The following is a 17944-nucleotide window of genomic DNA, read 5'->3' as shown; positions in this document are numbered from 1 at the left end:
ATAGCGCCGATGGGTCGCCGATTGACCAAGGGGTATTGGCCTTGACGGTCCAAAGGCGCTAACACCCGAACCACGAACCTGTGTCGTGGGAGAACGAGATGAACGCGCCTTTCAAGAACCTCATCGCCGGCGAATGGGCCGGTGGGGCCAATGCCTCGCGCAACATCAATCCCTCGAACACCAATGACGTGGTCGGCGAGTATGTGCAGGGCTCGGTCGAGGACCTGAACAACGCGGTCGCCGCCGCCAAGGCTGCCTTCCCGGGCTGGAGCCGCTCCACCCCGCAGGAGCGCTACGACATCCTGAAGAAGGCCTCCGACGAAATCCTCGCCCGCAAGGACGAGCTTGGCCGCCTGCTTTCGCGCGAGGAGGGCAAGACCCTTGGCGAGGGCATCGGCGAGGCGACTCGCGCCGGCCAGGTCTTCGCCTTCTTCGCCGGTGAATGCCTGCGCCTCGGCGGCGAGATGGTTCCGTCCGTGCGCCCCGGCGTCGGCGTCGAGATCACCCGCGAGGCGGTCGGCATCGTCGGCATGATCACGCCCTGGAACTTCCCGATCGCGATCCCCGCCTGGAAGATCGCCCCGGCGCTCGCCTGGGGCAATTGCGTCGTCCTGAAGCCCGCCGATCTCGTGCCGGGCTCGGCCTGGGCGCTGGTCGACATCCTGCAGCGCGCCGGCCTGCCCAAGGGTGCGCTCAACCTCGTCATGGGCCGCGGCTCGGTCGTCGGCCAGGCGCTGCTCGAGCACAAGGACGTCTCCGCAATCTCCTTCACCGGCTCGGTCGGCACCGGCCGCAAGGTCGCGGCGGCCTGCATCGCCGGCAACCCGATGAAGAAGGTCCAGCTCGAGATGGGCGGCAAGAATCCGCTCGTCGTGCTCGACGACGCCGACCTCAAGGTCGCCGTCGAGGTGGCCGTCAACGGTGCCTTCTTCTCGACCGGCCAGCGCTGCACGGCCTCCTCGCGCCTGATTGTCCAGGCCGGCATCCACGACAGGTTCGTCGAGGCCTGCATCGAGCGCCTCAAGACCGTCGTCGTCGACGATGCTCTGAAGGCCGGCACCCATATCGGCCCGGTCGTCGACCAGAGCCAGCTCGATCAGGACCTGAAATACATCCAGATCGCCAAGGACGAGGGCGGCAAGCTGGTCTTCGGCGGCGAACTGCTGAAGCGCGACACCCCCGGCTTCTACCTTGCGCCGGCGCTCTTCACCGAGACGACCAATGCCATGCGCATTTCGCGCGAGGAGGTCTTCGGGCCGGTCGCCAACATCGTCCGCGTCAAGGATTATGACGAGGCGCTGGCGGTCGCGAACGACACCGAGTTCGGCCTCTCCTCGGGTATCTGCACGACCTCGCTCAAGCATGCGACGCATTTCAAGCGCAACAGCGAGGCCGGCATGGTGATGGTCAACCTGCCGACGGCGGGCGTCGATTATCACGTGCCGTTCGGCGGCCGGAAGGGCTCCAGCTACGGCCCGCGCGAGCAGGGCGCCTACGCCAAGGAGTTCTACACCACGGTCAAGACGGCCTATACGCTGGCGTGATCAGCTCGGAACCGAAGCGGGTTGAAGGGCCGCGCCGGAAGGCGCGGCCCTTTTCGTTCAGAACCCTTCCAGCACGATCTTGCCCTTGGCGCGGTTGCTCTCGATCAGCGCATGCGCCCGCTTGAGATTGCTGGCGCTGATCGTGCCGAAATGCTCGGCCAGCGTCGTGCGAACCTTGCCTTCGTCGACGAGCCGCGAGACCTCCGCCAGAAGCTTGCCCTGCTCGCCCATGTCGGCGGTGTGGAACAGCGAGCGGGTGAACATCAGCTCCCAGTGCAGCGACAGGCTCTTGCGCTTCAGCGGATTGGCGTCGAGCACCTTCGGGTCGTCGATCAGGCCGAACCGGCCCTGCGGCGCCATGAGTTCGACGATGCCCTCCAGATGAGTGTCGGTATGGGTCGTCGAGAACACGAAGGCCGGCGCACCGATGCCGAGTGCGGCGACCTGCTCGGCCAGCGGCCTGGTGTGGTCGATGACATGATGCACGCCGAGCTCCAGCGCCCAGGCGCGGGTCTCCGGCCGTGAGGCGGTCGCGATCACCGTGACGTCGCCGAGCTGGCGCGCGAGCTGGATCGCGATGGAGCCGACGCCGCCCGCGCCGCCGATGATCAGCAGCGCATGCGCCGCGCCCGGCACGGGCTTGCGGATGTCGAGCCGGTCGAACAGCATCTCCCAGGCGGTGATGGCGGTCAGCGGCAGGGCGGCAGCCTCCGCGAAGCCGAGGCTCTTCGGCTTCGGCCCGACGATGCGTTCGTCGACGAGGTGGAATTCCGCATTCGAGCCCGGCCGGTCGATGGCTCCGGCATAGAACACGGCATCGCCCGGCTTGAAGCCGATCACCTCCGGCCCCACCGCCTTGACGATGCCGGCCGCATCCCAGCCGAGCACGCTCGCCTGACCTTCCGCCGGCTGGCTGCGGACGCGGATCTTGGTATCGACCGGGTTGACCGAGACGGCCTTGACCTCGACCAGCAGGTCGCGGCCGGTGGCCTTCGGCTCGGGCAGGCCGAGGTCGATCAGGCTGGTCTCGGCGGCGATGGGTTGCGACTGGCGGTATCCGACGGCGCGCATGGCGTCTCTCCTGCATTGCGATGCAGCCGAGATGCGCATAACCTTCAGAAGGCGCAAGAACGCACAATTTCAGCTTATAGTGTCGAAAAGGATACTGTCATGCCGCCGCGCTTCCAGGAGCCCTATTGCTCGGCCGGCTGCCCCGTCGAGGCGGCGCTCGGCCTGATCGGCGGCAAGTGGAAGGGCATCGCGCTCTATCACCTGATGGGCGGCACGCTGCGCTTCAACGAAATCCGCCGGCGCATTCCCGGCGTCACCCAGCGCATGCTGACCACGCAGTTGCGCGAGCTGGAGGCGGACGGCCTGATCGTTCGCGTGGTCTATCCGGAAGTGCCGCCGCGCGTGGAATACAGCCTGTCGGTCAAGGGGCGGACGCTGGAGCCGGTGATCCTGGCGCTGAAGAGCTGGGGCGAGGCGCATGCCCGTTCGCCGCAGCCACAGGCAGCGGAAACGGCGGCCTGAGGCTCAGCCGACCGGGACCACGTCCACGGCGACGCCGACCTTCTGCGTGCCCGGCCCGATCACCACGCCGTCGAGCGGGGCGACATCGGCATAGTCGCGGCCGAAGGCGGTGACGATATGGTCGTCCGCGACGATCAGGTCATTGGTCGGGTCGAGCCCGACCCAGCCGATCTCCGGCCCGCACCACAGCATCGCCCAGGCATGGCTGGCATCGGCGCCTTCGAGCCGCTTCTGGCCCGGCGGCGGGATGGTGCGGATATAGCCGGAGACATAGGCCGCCGGCAGGCCGAGCCCCCTGAGGCCGGCGATCATGATATGCGCGAAATCCTGGCAGACGCCGTGGCGCTGGGCGAAAGCCTCGGCCAGCGGCGTCGTCACCTCGGTCGCCTCGGGATCGTAGGTGAAGTCGCGCCTGATCCGGGCCATCAGGTCGCAGGCCGCCTCCAGCACCGGCCGGCCGGCTGAAAAGCTCGACCGGGCATAGTCGATCACGGCGGGAACATGCGGCACGAGCCGGCTGGGATAGAGGTGATGCGCCGGCGAATCCGGTGCGAGGCTCCGGGAGTCGAGCGCCAGCGCCGCGACATCTTCCCAGTTTCGCGTCAGCCCGGCATGGGGCGGCGGCGGCCGGTCGACCTCGATCCGCGCCCGCATCTCCAGCTTCAGCTCGCGATGCGGCTTGGTGATCGTGATCGTGGTCATGTGGTTGCCGAAGAAGCAGAGCCCGTCATTGCGCTCGGCCGGGCGGGGCGTGATCAGCAATTCACTCTTCAGCACGCGCTGGCCGCTGCCGTCGCGCGGCAGCAAGCGCAGGATGCAGCGCGAAAAGGGCACCGGCCGGCTATAGCCGTAGGTGGTGACGTGGCGTAGCTCGTAGATCACGCGATGCTCGTCATCCGCGAGCCTTCGGGGCCGCTGTTCTGCAGGAAATAGCGGTCGGCGATCGCGCCCGAGAGCCCCATCAGCAACTGCTCGAACAGCAGGATGCTGGTCCGGTCGAGCCGGCTCGCCTCCATCGTCCGGCAATCGGCCGCCAGCCGCAGCACCAGCCGGCGCGGCGCCTCCAGCATGCCGTCATCGGAGAGCGTCGGCAGGTTGGCGATCTCGGTGTCGAGCCGCTCGACCTGGAAGGCGACCGAGCGCGGATTGTAGGGGTCGAGCATGACGAGATCGAGCACCGGCTGCAGGCTGGCGCCGAGCAGGTAGCGCGAGCGATAGGTGATCTGCGAATCCGTCAGGTCGAGCAGGGCGTCGAGGTTGTCGCCGGAGGCGTTGCTGTCCGCGAGTTGCCGGGCGAAACGGCAGGTCGCGATGCCGCGCTCCAACCGCCTGCCGATATCGAGGAAGCGCCAGCCATTGCCGCGCACCATGTTCTCCTGGCCGAGGCCGGAGAAGGCGGCGAGCGATTTCAGCGCCCGGTCGGCGATTTCATAGGTCTCGCCCTCGCTCGGCTTGCGGCCTTCCTCGGGATCGAGCTGATGCTGCAGGTCGCCGAACAGCCGCCAGGCATCGACGGAGAGGCGTTCGCGGATGACCGAGGCCGTGCGCCGTGCCTCGCGCAGCGATGCGGCAGCGGAGCCGTAATCGTCGAGGCTGTAGATCGCGGCATAGGCCTGCGCCGCCGGCGTCCGCTTCTCCTGCCCGCCCGGAGCTGCGCCCCAAGCAACGAGCATGCCGGCGAGCTGGCGCACGGTGTCGTTGCGCCCCGGCGCCGGGTCCGGATCGATCAGTCGGCCGAGCAGGGCGCGCACGAGCCGCAGGATCGCCTCGCCACGCTCCAGATAGCGCCCGAGCCAGAACAGGTTGTCGGCGGCACGGCTCGGCAATGTGCCGGTGACGCGGCGGATGCTGATCCGGTCCGGCGTCGGCAGCAGGCTGACCTGCGCGACCGGCTCTTCCGAGGTGACCCAGACATCGCTGGAGCGCACGCCGTTGCGCATGCTGACCGCGCGCGCATCGGGCTCGTCCGAGATGCGGCAGAAGCCGCCGGGCATCACCTTCCAGCCGTCCGGCGTCGCGGCGGCGAAGACGCGCAGCGTCATCGGATGCGGTTCGAGCCTGCCGTTCTGGAAGACGGGCATGGTCGAAAGGCGCACGACCTCCTGCCCGACATAATCCATGCCGCGCGCTTCGATGCGCTCGCGCAGGGCCGCGCGCTCCGCTTCGGGCAATTCCCCGGCGACGACCTGCGTCGAGTCCACGCCATTGCCGGCGCCTCGGAAGGCCGGCGCGACGCTCATCTCGCCGAGCCGGTCGAGCACCGTCTGGCGCTCCTGCGGCTGGCCGCACCACCAGGTCGCGATGTTCGGCAGAATCAGGTCCTGGCCGAGCACCTGCCGGGCGAGCGCCGGCAGGAAGCCCATCAGCGCGCGCGCCTCGACGACGCCGGAGCCGAGCCCGTTGGCGACATGGACCTGGCCCTGACGCACCGCCTCGACCAGCCCGGCGACGCCGAGCGCCGAACCGGAATTGAGCTCCAGCGGGTCGGCGAAATCGCCGTCGATGCGTCGCCAGATCACGTCGGCGCGCTTCAGGCCGGCAATGGTGCGCACATGCACCCGGCCTTCCCGCATCAGCAGGTCGCCGCCCTCGACCAAGAGGAAGCCGAGATAGCGCGCGAGATAGGCCTGCTCGAAATAGCTTTCGTTGAGCGAACCAGGTGTCAGCAGGGCGATGCGCGGCTCGACGCGCTTGGAGCGCGCGACCAGCCCCGCACGGAAGCTCTGGAAGAAGGCCGCCAGCCGCTCGATATTCATGTTGCGGAACATGTCCGGGAAGGCGCGCGCCAGCGCCAGCCGGTTTTCCAGCGCATAGCCGGTGCCGGACGGCGCCTGCGTCCGGTCCTGCAGCACCCACCAGCGCCCGTCCGGCCCACGGCCGAGATCGGCGGCATAGAGCTGGAGCGTGCCGCCGCCGTTGATGCCGTGCAGCGGGCGCAGGTAATCGGGGCTGCCGGTGACGACGGCGGCGGGCAGGTGGCCTTCCGCGATCAGCTCGCCTTGCCCGTAGATGTCGTCGAGCACGGTCGAGAGCAGTTCGGCGCGTTGCGTGACGCCAGCCGCGATCACCTGCCATTCCGCCTCGGGGATGACGAGCGGCACATGGGACAACGGCCAGGCCCGCTCGCCGACGCCCGGGTCGCGCTCATCGATATCGCCATGGACGCGATAGGAGACGCCGGTATCGCGGACATGCCGGTCGGCCAGTCCGAAGCGCTGGGTCAGCTCCGAAGGCGACAGCGCGCACCAGGCCGAGAGGAACGGCTCCCAATGCGGGCGCACCTCGCCGTTCTCGTCGATGAACTCGTCGAAGACGCCGGGCAGCGGGCGATAGCCGGCGAGCAGCGCCGCGCGCCGCTCGGCCCTGCTGCGTCCCGATCGGATGCGGCCCTGCACCGGCATGCTTCGCGTCAAATCCCTGTCGGGCGCCTCAGGTCCAGCGTGAGCGGGAATTCGGCGCTGCGTTCCTCCGGCGGAATCGCCAGAGGGCCGGGACTATGACCGATCGCCTCGAAACGCGCGAGCCGTCTTGCCTCCGCCTCGTAGGAATTGACCGGGGGTGTCTCGTAATTGCGACCCCCGGGATGGGCGACATGGTAGACGCAACCGCCGAGCGAGCGGCCGGACCAGAGATCGACGATGTCGAAGGTCAGCGGCGCATGCACGGGGATCGTCGGATGCAGGCCCGAGGCCGGCTGCCACGCCTTGAAGCGCACCGCCGCGACCGCCTCGCCCGAGACCCCGGTCGCCGTCATCGGCAGCCGCCTTCCGTTGCAGGTGACGAGATGGCGGCCCGGCACCAGCCCGGTCGCCTTGACCTGCAGCCGCTCGATCGAGGAATCGACATAGCGCACGGTGCCGCCGATCGCGCCTTCCTCGCCCATGACGTGCCAGGGCTCGAGCGCCTGCCGGATCTCGATCTCGACGCCGCCATGCGCGACCTTGCCGAAGAAGGGGAAGCGGAACTCGGCCTGTGCCTCGAACCAGACGGGATCGAAGGCGTAGCCGGCGCGCTGGAGATCGCCGAGCACATCCTTGAAATCCTGCCAGACCATTTCCGGCAGCATGAAGCGGTCATGCAGGGCGGTGCCCCAGCGGACCAGCTTGCCGTCGAGCGGTTCGCGCCAGAACCAGGCGATGAGCGCGCGCAGCAGCAATTGCTGGGCGAGCGACATCCGCGCATCCGGCGGCATCTCGAAGCCGCGGAACTCGACGAGCCCGAGCCGCCCGGTCGGGCCATCTGGCGAATAGAGCTTGTCGATGCAGATTTCGGTACGGTGCGTGTTGCCGGAAACGTCGACCAGCAGGTTGCGGAACAATCGGTCGACCAGCCAGAGCGGGATCGGCGCTTCGCCGGGCCTGGGCACCTGCGCCAGCGCGATCTCCAGCTCGTAGAGCTGATCCTGCCGGGCCTCGTCGATGCGCGGCGCCTGGCTGGTCGGGCCGATGAACAGGCCGGAGAACAGGTAGGACAGCGACGGGTGCCGGTTCCAGTAGAGGATGATGCTCTTCAGAAGGTCCGGCCGGCGCAGGAAGGGCGAGTCGGCCGGCGTCACGCCGCCGAGCACGACATGGTTGCCGCCGCCCGTGCCGGTATGGCGGCCGTCGACCATGAATTTCTCGGCGCAGAGTCGCGCCAGCCGCGCCTCCTCGTAGACGCCCTGCGTGATCGCCGCCGCCTCGCGCCAGTCCGTCGCCGGGTGGATATTGACCTCGATCACGCCGGGATCGGGCGTGACCTTGATCACATCGAGGCGCGGGTCGAAGGGCGGTGCATAGCCCTCGATATGCACGGGCTGGCCGAGCTCCTCCGCCACCGCTTCGACCGAGGCGACGAGGTCGAGATAATCCTCCAGCCGCTCGACCGGAGGCAGGAAGACGCAGAGCACGTTGTCGCGGATTTCGAGGCTGAGCGCGGTGCGGACGTGATCGCCGCCGATCTCCTGCTCGCGCCGGTCCTGGACCGGGCCCGATGCAGCGGCCGCCCCGATGCTCATCTGGGCCGGGCCGGGCCGCTCCTCCGTGGAGGTCGGTTCGGCCGGCCTTGCCTCTGGATGATCGGTCCAGCTCGCTCCCGCCGGCCCGGCGGCCGCCAGCGGCGGGCGCGGCTCCATCGGGTCCTGCGGATGGATATGCGGATACTCGGCCTTGGGCACGACCGGCAGCGAGCCCAGCGGCAAGCGGTAGCCGACCGGCGAGTCGCCCGGCACGAGGAAGAGCTTGCCGCGCCGCAGCTTCCATTTCTCCGAGCGCCAGCGGCGGTCGCTGGCGCCGGCCTGCCAGCGCTGCACGGGAATGACGTAGCCGCGGGGATTGCCGAGCCCGAGCTCGAAGACCCGCGCCATCCGCGAGCGCTCCTCCGGGTCGGAAAGGCGCGAATCGAGCGGATCGACATTGTCGGGAAGCTGCGCCTCCTTGAGCAGCCAGACGCCGGTATCCTCATAGGCCGGCATCACGTAATCGGCGCCGAGGCCAAGCTTCTCGGAGAGCCCCTGCGCCAAGGCCTCGGCATCGCGGATGGTGGCGCTGATCTCCAGTTCGCGGTCGCCGCCGGTCTGCGCCTCCGGTTCGCGGGCGATGAGATCGGCGTTCCGCCAGATCGGCTGGCCGTCCCGGCGCCAGTACAGGGCGAAGGCCCAGCGCGGCAGGCTCTCGCCCGGATACCATTTGCCCTGGCCGTAATGCAGCATCCCGCCCGGCGCGAAACGCTCGCGCAGCCGTCGGATCAGCGTGTCGGCGCGTTGCCGCTTGGTCGGCCCGACGGCGGCGATGTTCCATTCGGCGCCGGTCTGATCGTCGATCGAGACGAAGGTCGGCTCGCCACCCATCGTCAGCCGGACATCCTGGGCCTTGAGATCGGCCTCGACCTTGTCGCCGAGCGCGTCGAGCTCGCCCCAGGACGCATCGGAGAAGGGCAGCGTGATGCGCGGCACCTCATGCACGCGCGTCACGTTCATCTGGAAGTCGAAGGTCGTCTCGGCATAGCTCGCCAGCCCAGAGACCGGCGCGGCCGCGCGGTAATGCGCCGTCGCCGCCAGCGGCAGATGACCCTCGCCGGTGAGCAGGCCGGAGGTCGGATCGAGCCCGACCCAGCCGGCGCCGGGGATATAGACCTCGGCCCAGGCATGCAGGTCGGTGAAGTCCTTGTCCGTCCCGCGCGGGCCTTCGAGCGGATCGATATCCGCCTTCATCTGGATCAGGTAGCCGGAGACGAAGCGCGCCGCGAGGCCGAGATGCCTGAGCGCCTGGACCAGAAGCCAGCTCGTGTCGCGGCAGGAGCCGGACCCGATCGAGAGCGTATGCTCCGGCTCCTGCACACCGGGCTCCATGCGGATGCCATAGGCGATACGCTGTTGCAGGCGCGCGTTGATATCGACGATGAAATTGACCGTGTTGACCGGCTCGCGCGGCAGTTCGGCGAGGAAGGCTTCGAGCAGCGGCCCGGCCGGCTCCGTCACCAGATAGGGCGCGAGCTCCTCGGTCTGCTCAGGCGTATACGCGAAGGGGAAGGTCTCGGCCTGCGTCTCCACGAAGAAGTCGAACGGATTGATGATCGATAATTCGGTGACGACATCGACCTCGATCCGGAATTCCGTCACGGGCTCCGGGAAGACATAGCGCGCCAGCCAGTTTCCGGCCGGGTCCTGCTGCCAGTTCACGAAATGCTGCGCCGGCGTCACCTTCAGCGAATAGCTCTCGATCCCGGCCCGGCAATGCGGCGCCGGCCGCAGGCGCACGATCTGCGGCCCGAGCGTGACCGGCCGGTCATAGCGGTAATGCGTGACATGGTTCAGCGCGGCGATGATGGCCAAGTTTCGCCCCCTAGTCTGAGGCGATAGCCGCCTGCAACGTCAGGTTAGCGAGGCCACCGGCGTGCGCAAGGCATCGCCTGTTCCTGGATGGCGCGACAGCCCGGCAACCCTGCTCAAGAGATGTGCAAAATGCGCCGATCCGCCCTTTCCATCGCCGTTGGTCGACTGGACAGCCGCGATGGACTGGTTGCAGATAGCGCCCAACGGGCGGCGATTGCCCGCGCAACACGAAATGATGGGGAATCCGATGCGTCACGTAGCCAAATTGATGGCGGTTTCGGCCTTTGCCGCCCTGATGTCGACGACGGCCTTCGCGCAGACGCCGAAGGACACGATCGTCATGGCCAAGCAGATCGACGACATCATCACGCTCGATCCGGCCGAGGCTTTCGAGTTCTCGGGCGTCGAGGTCGGCGCGAATGTCTACGACAAGCTGATCAACATCGACATTTCCAAGAACAACGAGCTAATTCCGGATCTCGCCGAGAGCTGGACCGTCAGCCCTGACAACCTGACCTACACCTTCAAGCTGCGCAAAGGTGTCAAGTTCCACTCGGGCAACCCGGTGACGGCGGCCGACGTGGTCTATTCCTTCCAGCGCGCGGTCACGCTCAACAAGTCGCCGGGCTTCATCCTGCGCCAGTTCGGCTTCGTCGCCGAGAACGTGCTCGACAAGGTCAAGGCCGTCGACGAGAACACCGTCCAGATCACGGTCTCGAAGCCCTACGCGCCGACCTTCTTCTACAACTGCCTGACCTCCGGCGTCGCCGCGATCGTCGACTCGAAGCTGGTCAAGGCCAACGAGAAGGACGGGGACTGGGGCAATGGCTGGCTCAAGCTGAACTCGGCCGGCTCCGGCGCCTACAAGGTTCGCAGCTATCGCCCGAACGAGCAGTACACGCTCGACGCCAACGAGACCTGGTGGAAGGGCGCGCCGAAGAGCAAGCGCATCGTCGTGCGCCATGTCGCCGAGCCGGCCTCGCAGCGCCTCCTCGTCGAGAAGGGTGACGTCGACATCGCCCGCAACCTCTCCAAGGACCAGCTCGCGGCGGTCAAAAACAACGAGGCGCTCAAGATCGTTCAGGGCGACAAGGGCTACATCCTCTATCTCGGCCTGAACCAGAAGAACCCGAACCTGGCCAAGCCCGAGGTTCGCGAGGCGCTGAAGCTGCTGGTCGATTACGCCTCGATCGAGAAGAACATCCTCGAGGGCACCTACAAGGGCCACGAGTCCTTCCTGCCGCAGGGCTTCCTCGGCGCGATCTCGGACAAGCCCTACCAGCTCAACGTCGCCAAGGCGAAGGAGCTGCTCGCCAAGGCCGGCCTCGCCAACGGCTTCACCGTCACCATGGACACCCGCTCGATCGCGCCGATCACCGACATCGCGCAGGCGATCCAGGCGACCTGGGCCCAGGCCGGCGTCAAGCTGGAGATCATCCCCGGCGACGGCAAGCAGACCCTGACCAAGTACCGCGCCCGCACCCACGACATCTATATCGGCCAGTGGGGCCCGGACTATCTCGACCCGCACACCAATGCCGAGACCTTCGCCATCAACGAGGACAATGGCGAGGAAGCGAAGTCAAAGACGCTGGCCTGGCGCAATGCCTGGGCCATCCCGGACATGACCAAGGTCACCCAGAGCGCCGTGCTGGAAGCCGACGCGAGCAAGCGCAAGACCACCTATGAAGGCCTGCAGCGCGACCACCAGAAGGTCTCGCCCTTCGTGATCATGTTCCAGCAGATCGAGGTCTCGGCCGAGCGCAAGAACGTGAACGGCTGGGTCATCGGACCGAGCTCCGACACCAACCGCTACGCCACCATCGTCAAGAACTGAGCCTTCCGGCTCAGGAGCCCGCCGCGATCCCGAAAGGTCGCGGCGGGCTTCCTTTCATGCTCATCCCGGACATGGCCCGAATTCGGCACGGCGTGAAACGCCGGTGACCTGTTCCGGCGCTCCGACGAAAAACACTGGAAACGGAGGCGGGTCATGACAGCCGTGACGCAAGCTCCCACAGGCAAGGCCGCCGCGCCGGGCAGGCTGCGGCGCTGGGGCCGCGCGCTCTCGCGCGAGCTGACGACCGTGGTCATCACCATGTTCGGCCTGCTGCTGGTCACCTTCTTCATCGCCCGCGTCATCCCGATCGACCCGGTGCTCGCGGTCGTCGGCGACAACGCCAAGCCCGAGACCTATGAGGCGGCGCGCATCGAGCTCGGCCTCGACAAGCCGCTCTGGCAGCAATTCGCCATCTATATCGGCAAGGTCTTCACCGGGAATCTCGGCACCTCCGTGCTGACCTCGAACCCGGTCACCGAGGACATCAAGCGCGTCTTCCCGGCGACGCTGGAGCTCGCGACGCTCGGCACGCTGATCGGCGTCCTCATCGGCGTGCCGCTCGGCATCCTCGCCGCCGTCAACCAGGGGCGCTGGCAGGATCAGGTCGCCCGCGTCGTCGGCCTTGTCGGCTATTCCGTCCCGGTCTTCTGGATCGGCCTGATGGCGCTCTTGCTGTTCTATGCCAAGCTCGGCTGGGTCTCCGGCCCGGGGCGCATCTCGGTCGTCTGGCAGGACATCGTCACCACCCGCACCGGCGTCATCATGATCGACGCCGCGCTGGAGGGCGAGTGGGAGGCGTTCTGGGACGCTTTCTCGCACCTGATCCTGCCGGCGCTCGTGCTCGGCCTGCTCTCGGTCGCCTATATCAGCCGGATGACGCGCAGCTTCATGATCACCGAGCTGCAGCAGCAATACGTCATCGCCGCCCGCGTGAAGGGCGTCTCCGAGACCGCCGTGATCTGGCGCCATGCGCTGCGCAACGCCGCCGTGCCGCTCTTCACCGTGATCGCGCTCTCCTACATGCATCTGCTGGAGGGCTCGGTGCTGACCGAGACGATCTTCGCCTGGCCGGGCCTCGGCCGCTACCTCACCAACGCGCTGCTCAACGCCGACATGAATGCGGTTCTCGGCGGCACGCTGGTGGTCGGCGTCGTCTTCATCGCGGTCAATCTCCTGACCGACATCATCGGCCGCCTGGCCGATCCGCGCGTGCGCTGAGGAGGCGGACTTATGAGTGACACCTCCTCCGCCGGACTGCATGCCTGGCTGATTAGCGACAGCCCGGAGTCGCGCCGTCAGGCCCGCCTCGGCCAGCTCTACCGGCAATGGCTTGCCTTCAAGCGCAATCCGATGGCGGTGGCGGGCCTCGCCATCATCGTCCTGCTGCTGCTGATCGCTGCCTTCGCACCTCTGATCGCGCCCTTCGACCCGATCGCCCAGGCGCTCGACAAGCGCCTCATGCCGCCCTCGGCGACGAATTGGTTCGGCACCGACGCGCTCGGCCGCGATATCTTCAGCCGCATCGTCTACGGCACGCGGATCACGCTGGTCATCGTGCTGCTGGTCGTCGTCACGGTCGGCCCCTTCGGCCTGCTGATCGGCGCGATCTCCGGCTATTACGGCGGCTGGGTCGACCGTCTGCTGATGCGCATCACCGACGTCTTCCTCGCCTTCCCGCGTCTCGTCCTGGCGCTGGCCTTCGTTGCGGCGCTCGGCCCCGGCATCGTCAACGCCATCATCGCCATCGCGATCACGACCTGGCCGCCCTATGCCCGCGTCGCCCGCGCCGAGACGATGGTGATCCGCAATCAGGACTATATCGCTGCGATGCGCCTGCAGGGCGCCTCGCAGGCGCGCATCATCTGGAAGCATGTCGTGCCGATGTGCATGTCCTCGCTGATCGTGCGCACCACTTTCGACATGGCAGGCATCATCCTGACCGCTGCCGGTCTCGGCTTCCTCGGTCTCGGCGCGCAGCCGCCCATGCCGGAATGGGGTGCGATGATCTCGGCCGGCCGCGAGCAGATATTCGACCAGTGGTGGGTCGCGACCTTCCCCGGCGTCGCGATCTGCATCGTCGCGCTCGGCTTCAACCTGCTCGGCGACGGGCTCCGCGACGTCATGGATGCGAGGTAAGCCGATGGCGAGCGAGCAGCCTCTTCTCGAAGTCGACAATCTCAAGGTCGATTTCCACACGCCGACCGGCATCGTCCGGGCCGTGCGCGGCCTCTCCTTCACGCTCGGCCGCGAGCGGCTCGGCATCGTCGGCGAATCCGGCTCGGGCAAGTCGATGACCGGCCGCGCCATCCTCGACCTGATCCCGCATCCCGGCGTCGTCAGCGCCGACCGCATGCGCTTCCGCGGCCAGGACCTGACGGCCATGGACAAGGGCGCGCGCCGCAAGCTCCGCGGCCGCCATATCTCCATGGTGATGCAGGACCCGAAATTCTCGCTGAACCCGGTCGAGACCGTCGGCAGCCAGATCGCCGAGGCCTATCGCATCCACCGCAAGGCCGGGGCGAAGGAGGCGCGCGAGCGCAGCCTCGCCATGCTGGAGCAGGTGCAGATCCGCGAGCCCGCCCGCGTCTACGACCTCTATCCGCACGAGGTTTCGGGCGGCATGGGCCAGCGCGTCATGATCGCGATGATGCTGATCGCCGAGCCCGAGGTCCTGATCGCCGACGAACCGACCTCGGCGCTGGACGTCACCGTCCAGCTTCAAATCCTCAAGATTCTCGACGATCTCGTGACCGAGCGCGGCATGGGGCTGATCTTCATCAGCCACGACCTGCATCTGGTGCAGTCCTTCTGCGATCGCGTCATCGTCATGTATGGCGGCAAGGTCATGGAGACGCTGCCGGCGGCCGAACTCGCCGATCCGGCGGCCCGCAGCCGCCGCCATCCCTATACGCTCGGCCTGCTCGAATGCCTGCCGGATCTCGGCCATCCGCGGGCGAAGCTCGCCACCCTCAACCGTGACCCGGCGTGGCTGGCATGACGAACACAGCGATCTCCGTCGACAAGCTCAACGTCTCCTTCGGCGACTCCCATGTCGTGAAGGACCTCTCTTTCGAAGTCCGCAAGGGCGAGAGCTACGGCCTCGTCGGCGAGTCCGGTTCGGGCAAGTCGACCGTGCTGCGCGTGCTCTCCGGCCTCAACCGGGAATGGAGCGGCACCGTCGCGATCGAGGGCGCCGTGCAGCCCAAGGCCCGCGACAAGGCCTTCTATCGCAACGTCCAGATGGTCTTCCAGGACCCTTACGGCTCGCTGCACCCCAAGAAGACGGTCGACGATACATTGGCCGAGCCGCTCGCCATCCACGGTCTCGACAATGCCGAGGCCCGCATCGGCAAGGCGCTCTCCGATGTCGGCCTGCCGGCCTCGTTCCGCTTCCGCTATCCGCACCAGCTCTCGGGCGGTCAGCGCCAGCGTGTCGCGATCGCGCGTGCCCTCGTGCTCGAACCCTCGATCCTGCTGCTGGACGAGCCGACCTCGGCGCTCGACGTCTCGATCCAGGCGGAGGTGCTGAACCTGCTCGCGGCGCTGCGGCAGGAGCGCAAGCTGACCTATATCCTCGTCAGCCACGATCTCTCGGTGGTCGGCCATATGTGCGAGCGCCTGCTCGTCATGCAGTTCGGCCGCGCCGTCGAGGAGATGACGGTCGAGACCCTGGCCGCGCGCCAGCCGCAGACGGCCTATGCCCAGCAATTGCTGACCGCGAGCGCGGGCTTTAGGCGCGCGGGCTGAACTGCGAGGGGAGCGGCTCTGCGCCGCCCCCTCTTTGCAGCGCGGCAAAACCGTCTCACTCTGGTCGCAGCCTTACGCTAGATTTGTGGTTCTGATGGGGGGACCGCGCCGTCATCCCGGACAAGCCGCGAAGCGGCGCCGATCCGGGATCCATCATAGGGCGATGCGTTCTACGATGGATCCCGGGGCAAGCCCGGGATGACGCGTCGGGAATGCCCCAGCGAACCGGCACCGCCTGACGGAGTTACTGGATTGATGGACGCCATCGTGGACAACGCGCTTCGGCCTGAGACCGCCCCCGAGCGGACGCCGGTTCCGCCCTTCGATCTCGTGATCTTCGGTGCGAGTGGCGACCTTGCCCTGCGCAAGCTCTTTCCGGCGCTGGCCCAGCGCAATCGCGAGGGCGTCCTGCCCGGCGAGAGCCGCATCCTCGCCATCGTCCGCAAGGAGGAGGATGTCGAGGGCCTGCCCAGGCAGATCGCCAAGCGCCTCGACGAGGAGGGCATCCCGAAGGATCAGGTCGAGCCCTTCCTGCGCCGCCTGACCATGGTGATGCTCGATGCGGTGAAGCCGGAGACCTACGGCGCGCTGAAGCAGGCGCTCGGCGAGAGCGAGCGCGTGCGCTCCTTCTACCTCTCGACGCCGCCCGATCTCTTCATTCCGATCTGCGAGAACCTCGCCAAGGCCGAGATTTTGACGCCGACCTCGCGCGTCATCCTGGAGAAGCCGCTCGGCCGCGATCTCGCCTCGGCGCGGGCGATCAACGATGCCGTCGCGCGCATCCTGCCGGAAAGCCGTACCTACCGGATCGATCATTATCTCGGCAAGGAGACGGTGCAGAACCTGCTCGTCCTGCGCTTCGCCAACACGCTGTTCGAGCGCTCATGGTCGAGCCGCGATATCGACCATGTTCAGATCACGGTGGCCGAGACGGTCGGGCTGGAGCAGCGCGCCGGCTATTACGACAAGTCCGGGCATATGCGCGACATGGTCCAGAATCATCTCATGCAATTGCTGACCCTCTTCGCCATCGAGCCGCCGAACATGCTGGAGGCCGGCGCCGTCCGCGAGGAGAAGATCAAGGTTCTGAAGGCGCTGCGCCCCATCGTCGGGCCGGATGTCCAGCGCTACACGGTGCGGGGCCAGTACGGGGCCGGGCAGATCGACGGCCAGCGCGTGCGTGGCTATTCCGAGGAACTCGGTCACGGCTCGAACACCGAGACCTTCGTCGCCATCCGCTGCGAGGTCGACAACTGGCGCTGGGCCGGCGTGCCGATCTACCTGCGCACCGGCAAGCGCATGGCGCAGCGCTATTCCGAGATCGCCGTCACCTTTAAACCCGTGCCGCATTCGATCTTCGGCGGCGGCTCCTGCGACCGGCTCGACGCCAACCGCCTCTTCATCCGCCTGCAGCCGAACGACGGCGTGCAGCTTCAGCTCATGATGAAGGTGCCGGGCTCCGGCCGGCTCAAGATCGTGCCGCGCCAGCTCGACCTGCGCTATTCCACCGCCTTCGACGAACGCACGCCGGATGCCTATGAGCGCCTCCTGACCGACGTGATCCGCGGCGACCAGACGCTGTTCATGCATCGCGACGAGGTCGAGCAGGCCTGGACCTGGGTCGATCCGATCATCGCCGGCTGGCAGGACTACTACCCGCATCCGCATCGCTATGCCGCCGGCTCCTGGGGCCCGTCGCAGGCGATCGGCCTGATCGAGCGCGACGGCCGCTCCTGGGCCGATCCGGATCTGGTCTGATGGCCGGCCCGCTCGCCTGGCACCGCTTCGCCACGCTGGCCGATGCGTCGGAGGCGCTGGCGGAGGCTGTCGCGGTCCGGCTGAAGGACTTGCTCGCAGGGCAGGGCAGGGCGCTTCTTGCCGTGCCCGGCGGCTCGACCCCGGCGGGCTTCCTCACCGCGCTCGGCCGGCATGACTTGCCATGGGAACAGGTCACGCTGCTGCCGACCGACGAGCGCTTCGTCGCGGCCGATGATGCCGCTTCGAACGAGCGCATGATCCGGGCGCAATTCGCGCCGCTGGCCAAGGGGCGCGCGGCCTTCCTGTCGTTCCACGAACATGGCAGCGACATCGAGGCCGCCGCCGCATTGCTCTGCGCGAAGCTCGCGGAACTGCCCGGGATCGACCTGCTCGTCAGCGGCATGGGCGCGGACGGCCATATCGCCTCGCTCTTTCCGGGTGCGGAAGCGACCTTCAACGCCGTGCCCGATAGCGGCATCGTCGTCGCGCGCCCGCCGGGCCTGCCGCCGCGGCTCTCGCTCTCGCCCGCGCGCCTGCTCGGCGCCGGCTGGGCGAGCCTGCTCGTCTCGGGCGCCGCCAAGGAGGCGGTGCTTCAGGCGGCTGCGGAACGCGAGCACAGGCCTTTGCCGGTCGATCTTCTGCTCGGCAGCCCGCGAGGGCTCGACGTCTACTGGGCGAAGGAGTAGAGCCGGATTTCCTGCTCAAATCGATTGA

General features: G+C 67.6%; 13 protein-coding genes. 9 read left to right on the top strand and 4 right to left on the bottom strand.

The genetic code is table 11. The annotated features are described in order from the left end of the window. Window positions 1-98 precede the first annotated feature (98 nt). Window positions 99-1544: an aldehyde dehydrogenase family protein gene (locus WFK61_RS01950; protein WP_336809847.1), complete on the top strand. Its 1446-nt coding sequence runs from the start codon at window positions 99-101 to the stop codon at window positions 1542-1544. 57 nt (window positions 1545-1601) lie between these two features. Here WFK61_RS01950 and WFK61_RS01945 read toward each other — a convergent pair whose 3' ends face one another. Continuing rightward, entirely contained in the window at window positions 1602-2615 is a 1014-nt protein-coding gene (locus tag WFK61_RS01945) for a zinc-binding alcohol dehydrogenase family protein (protein WP_336809846.1), read from the bottom strand. Window positions 2616-2714: 99 nt separating this feature from the next. Between WFK61_RS01945 and WFK61_RS01940 the strand changes: the two genes are divergently transcribed. Beyond that, window positions 2715-3077: a winged helix-turn-helix transcriptional regulator gene (locus WFK61_RS01940; RefSeq protein WP_336809845.1), complete on the top strand. Its 363-nt coding sequence runs from the start codon at window positions 2715-2717 to the stop codon at window positions 3075-3077. Window positions 3078-3080: 3 nt separating this feature from the next. Here the strand turns inward: WFK61_RS01940 and WFK61_RS01935 are convergent, their stop codons facing one another. The 3 genes from WFK61_RS01935 to WFK61_RS01925 are packed head-to-tail and all read right to left on the bottom strand — an operon-like array spanning window position 3081 to window position 9888. After that, window positions 3081-3959 (bottom strand): transglutaminase family protein, encoded by an 879-nt coding sequence (locus WFK61_RS01935; RefSeq protein ID WP_336809844.1) that lies wholly within the window; start codon window positions 3957-3959, stop codon window positions 3081-3083. Next, on the bottom strand, window positions 3956-6478 hold the full coding sequence (locus WFK61_RS01930) for a circularly permuted type 2 ATP-grasp protein (protein ID WP_336809843.1): 2523 nt from the start codon (window positions 6476-6478) through the stop codon (window positions 3956-3958). Before WFK61_RS01930 ends, WFK61_RS01935 begins: the two co-directional genes overlap by 4 nt. An 8-nt stretch (window positions 6479-6486) precedes the next feature. Further along, window positions 6487-9888 (bottom strand): transglutaminase family protein, encoded by a 3402-nt coding sequence (locus WFK61_RS01925; protein WP_336809842.1) that lies wholly within the window; start codon window positions 9886-9888, stop codon window positions 6487-6489. Window positions 9889-10123: 235 nt separating this feature from the next. On the opposite strand from WFK61_RS01925, the gene WFK61_RS01920 reads away from it, so the two are divergent. From WFK61_RS01920 to pgl, 7 genes are all read left to right on the top strand, one after another. Beyond that, window positions 10124-11725, top strand: coding sequence for an ABC transporter substrate-binding protein (locus WFK61_RS01920; RefSeq protein WP_442896249.1), 1602 nt, complete (start codon window positions 10124-10126; stop codon window positions 11723-11725). Between the two features lie 153 nt (window positions 11726-11878). Next, window positions 11879-12943 (top strand): ABC transporter permease, encoded by a 1065-nt coding sequence (locus WFK61_RS01915; protein ID WP_336809840.1) that lies wholly within the window; start codon window positions 11879-11881, stop codon window positions 12941-12943. 12 nt (window positions 12944-12955) lie between these two features. Further along, complete coding sequence (gene nikC, locus WFK61_RS01910) at window positions 12956-13861, top strand: nickel transporter permease (RefSeq protein ID WP_336809839.1); 906 nt, start codon at window positions 12956-12958, stop codon at window positions 13859-13861. A 4-nt stretch (window positions 13862-13865) separates the two neighbouring features. Next, entirely contained in the window at window positions 13866-14723 is an 858-nt protein-coding gene (locus tag WFK61_RS01905; protein ID WP_336809838.1) for an ABC transporter ATP-binding protein, read from the top strand. Beyond that, on the top strand, window positions 14720-15472 hold the full coding sequence (locus tag WFK61_RS01900) for an ABC transporter ATP-binding protein (RefSeq protein WP_336809837.1): 753 nt from the start codon (window positions 14720-14722) through the stop codon (window positions 15470-15472). The genes WFK61_RS01905 and WFK61_RS01900 overlap by 4 nt, the downstream gene beginning before the upstream one ends. A 255-nt stretch (window positions 15473-15727) precedes the next feature. After that, window positions 15728-17230 carry a glucose-6-phosphate dehydrogenase gene (gene zwf / locus WFK61_RS01895; RefSeq protein ID WP_336809836.1) on the top strand — a complete coding sequence of 501 codons (1503 nt, stop codon included), beginning with the start codon at window positions 15728-15730 and terminating at the stop codon, window positions 17228-17230. Next, a complete protein-coding gene (gene pgl / locus WFK61_RS01890) occupies window positions 17230-17916 on the top strand; it encodes a 6-phosphogluconolactonase (RefSeq protein WP_336809835.1) in 687 nt (228 codons plus the stop codon). The genes zwf and pgl overlap by 1 nt, the downstream gene beginning before the upstream one ends. Window positions 17917-17944 lie beyond the last annotated feature (28 nt).

The organism is Allobosea sp. MMO-172 (assembly GCF_037147855.1).
Classification (GTDB): domain Bacteria; phylum Pseudomonadota; class Alphaproteobacteria; order Rhizobiales; family Beijerinckiaceae; genus Allobosea.
This window is presented reverse-complemented; position numbering and strand designations above follow the sequence as displayed.

Excerpts from the sequence above, each read along its gene's own strand:
- WFK61_RS01950 (WP_336809847.1), top strand. The coding sequence starts at position 99 with ATGAACGCGCCTTTCAAGAACCTCATCGCCGGCGAATGGGCCGGTGGG.
- WFK61_RS01945 (WP_336809846.1), bottom strand. The coding sequence starts at position 2,615 with ATGCGCGCCGTCGGATACCGCCAGTCGCAACCCATCGCCGCCGAGACC.
- WFK61_RS01940 (WP_336809845.1), top strand. The coding sequence starts at position 2,715 with ATGCCGCCGCGCTTCCAGGAGCCCTATTGCTCGGCCGGCTGCCCCGTC.
- WFK61_RS01930 (WP_336809843.1), bottom strand. The coding sequence starts at position 6,478 with ATGCCGGTGCAGGGCCGCATCCGATCGGGACGCAGCAGGGCCGAGCGG.
- WFK61_RS01920 (WP_442896249.1), top strand. The coding sequence starts at position 10,124 with ATGGGGAATCCGATGCGTCACGTAGCCAAATTGATGGCGGTTTCGGCC.
- WFK61_RS01915 (WP_336809840.1), top strand. The coding sequence starts at position 11,879 with ATGACAGCCGTGACGCAAGCTCCCACAGGCAAGGCCGCCGCGCCGGGC.
- nikC (WP_336809839.1), top strand. The coding sequence starts at position 12,956 with ATGAGTGACACCTCCTCCGCCGGACTGCATGCCTGGCTGATTAGCGAC.
- WFK61_RS01905 (WP_336809838.1), top strand. The coding sequence starts at position 13,866 with ATGGCGAGCGAGCAGCCTCTTCTCGAAGTCGACAATCTCAAGGTCGAT.
- WFK61_RS01900 (WP_336809837.1), top strand. The coding sequence starts at position 14,720 with ATGACGAACACAGCGATCTCCGTCGACAAGCTCAACGTCTCCTTCGGC.
- zwf (WP_336809836.1), top strand. The coding sequence starts at position 15,728 with ATGGACGCCATCGTGGACAACGCGCTTCGGCCTGAGACCGCCCCCGAG.
- pgl (WP_336809835.1), top strand. The coding sequence starts at position 17,230 with ATGGCCGGCCCGCTCGCCTGGCACCGCTTCGCCACGCTGGCCGATGCG.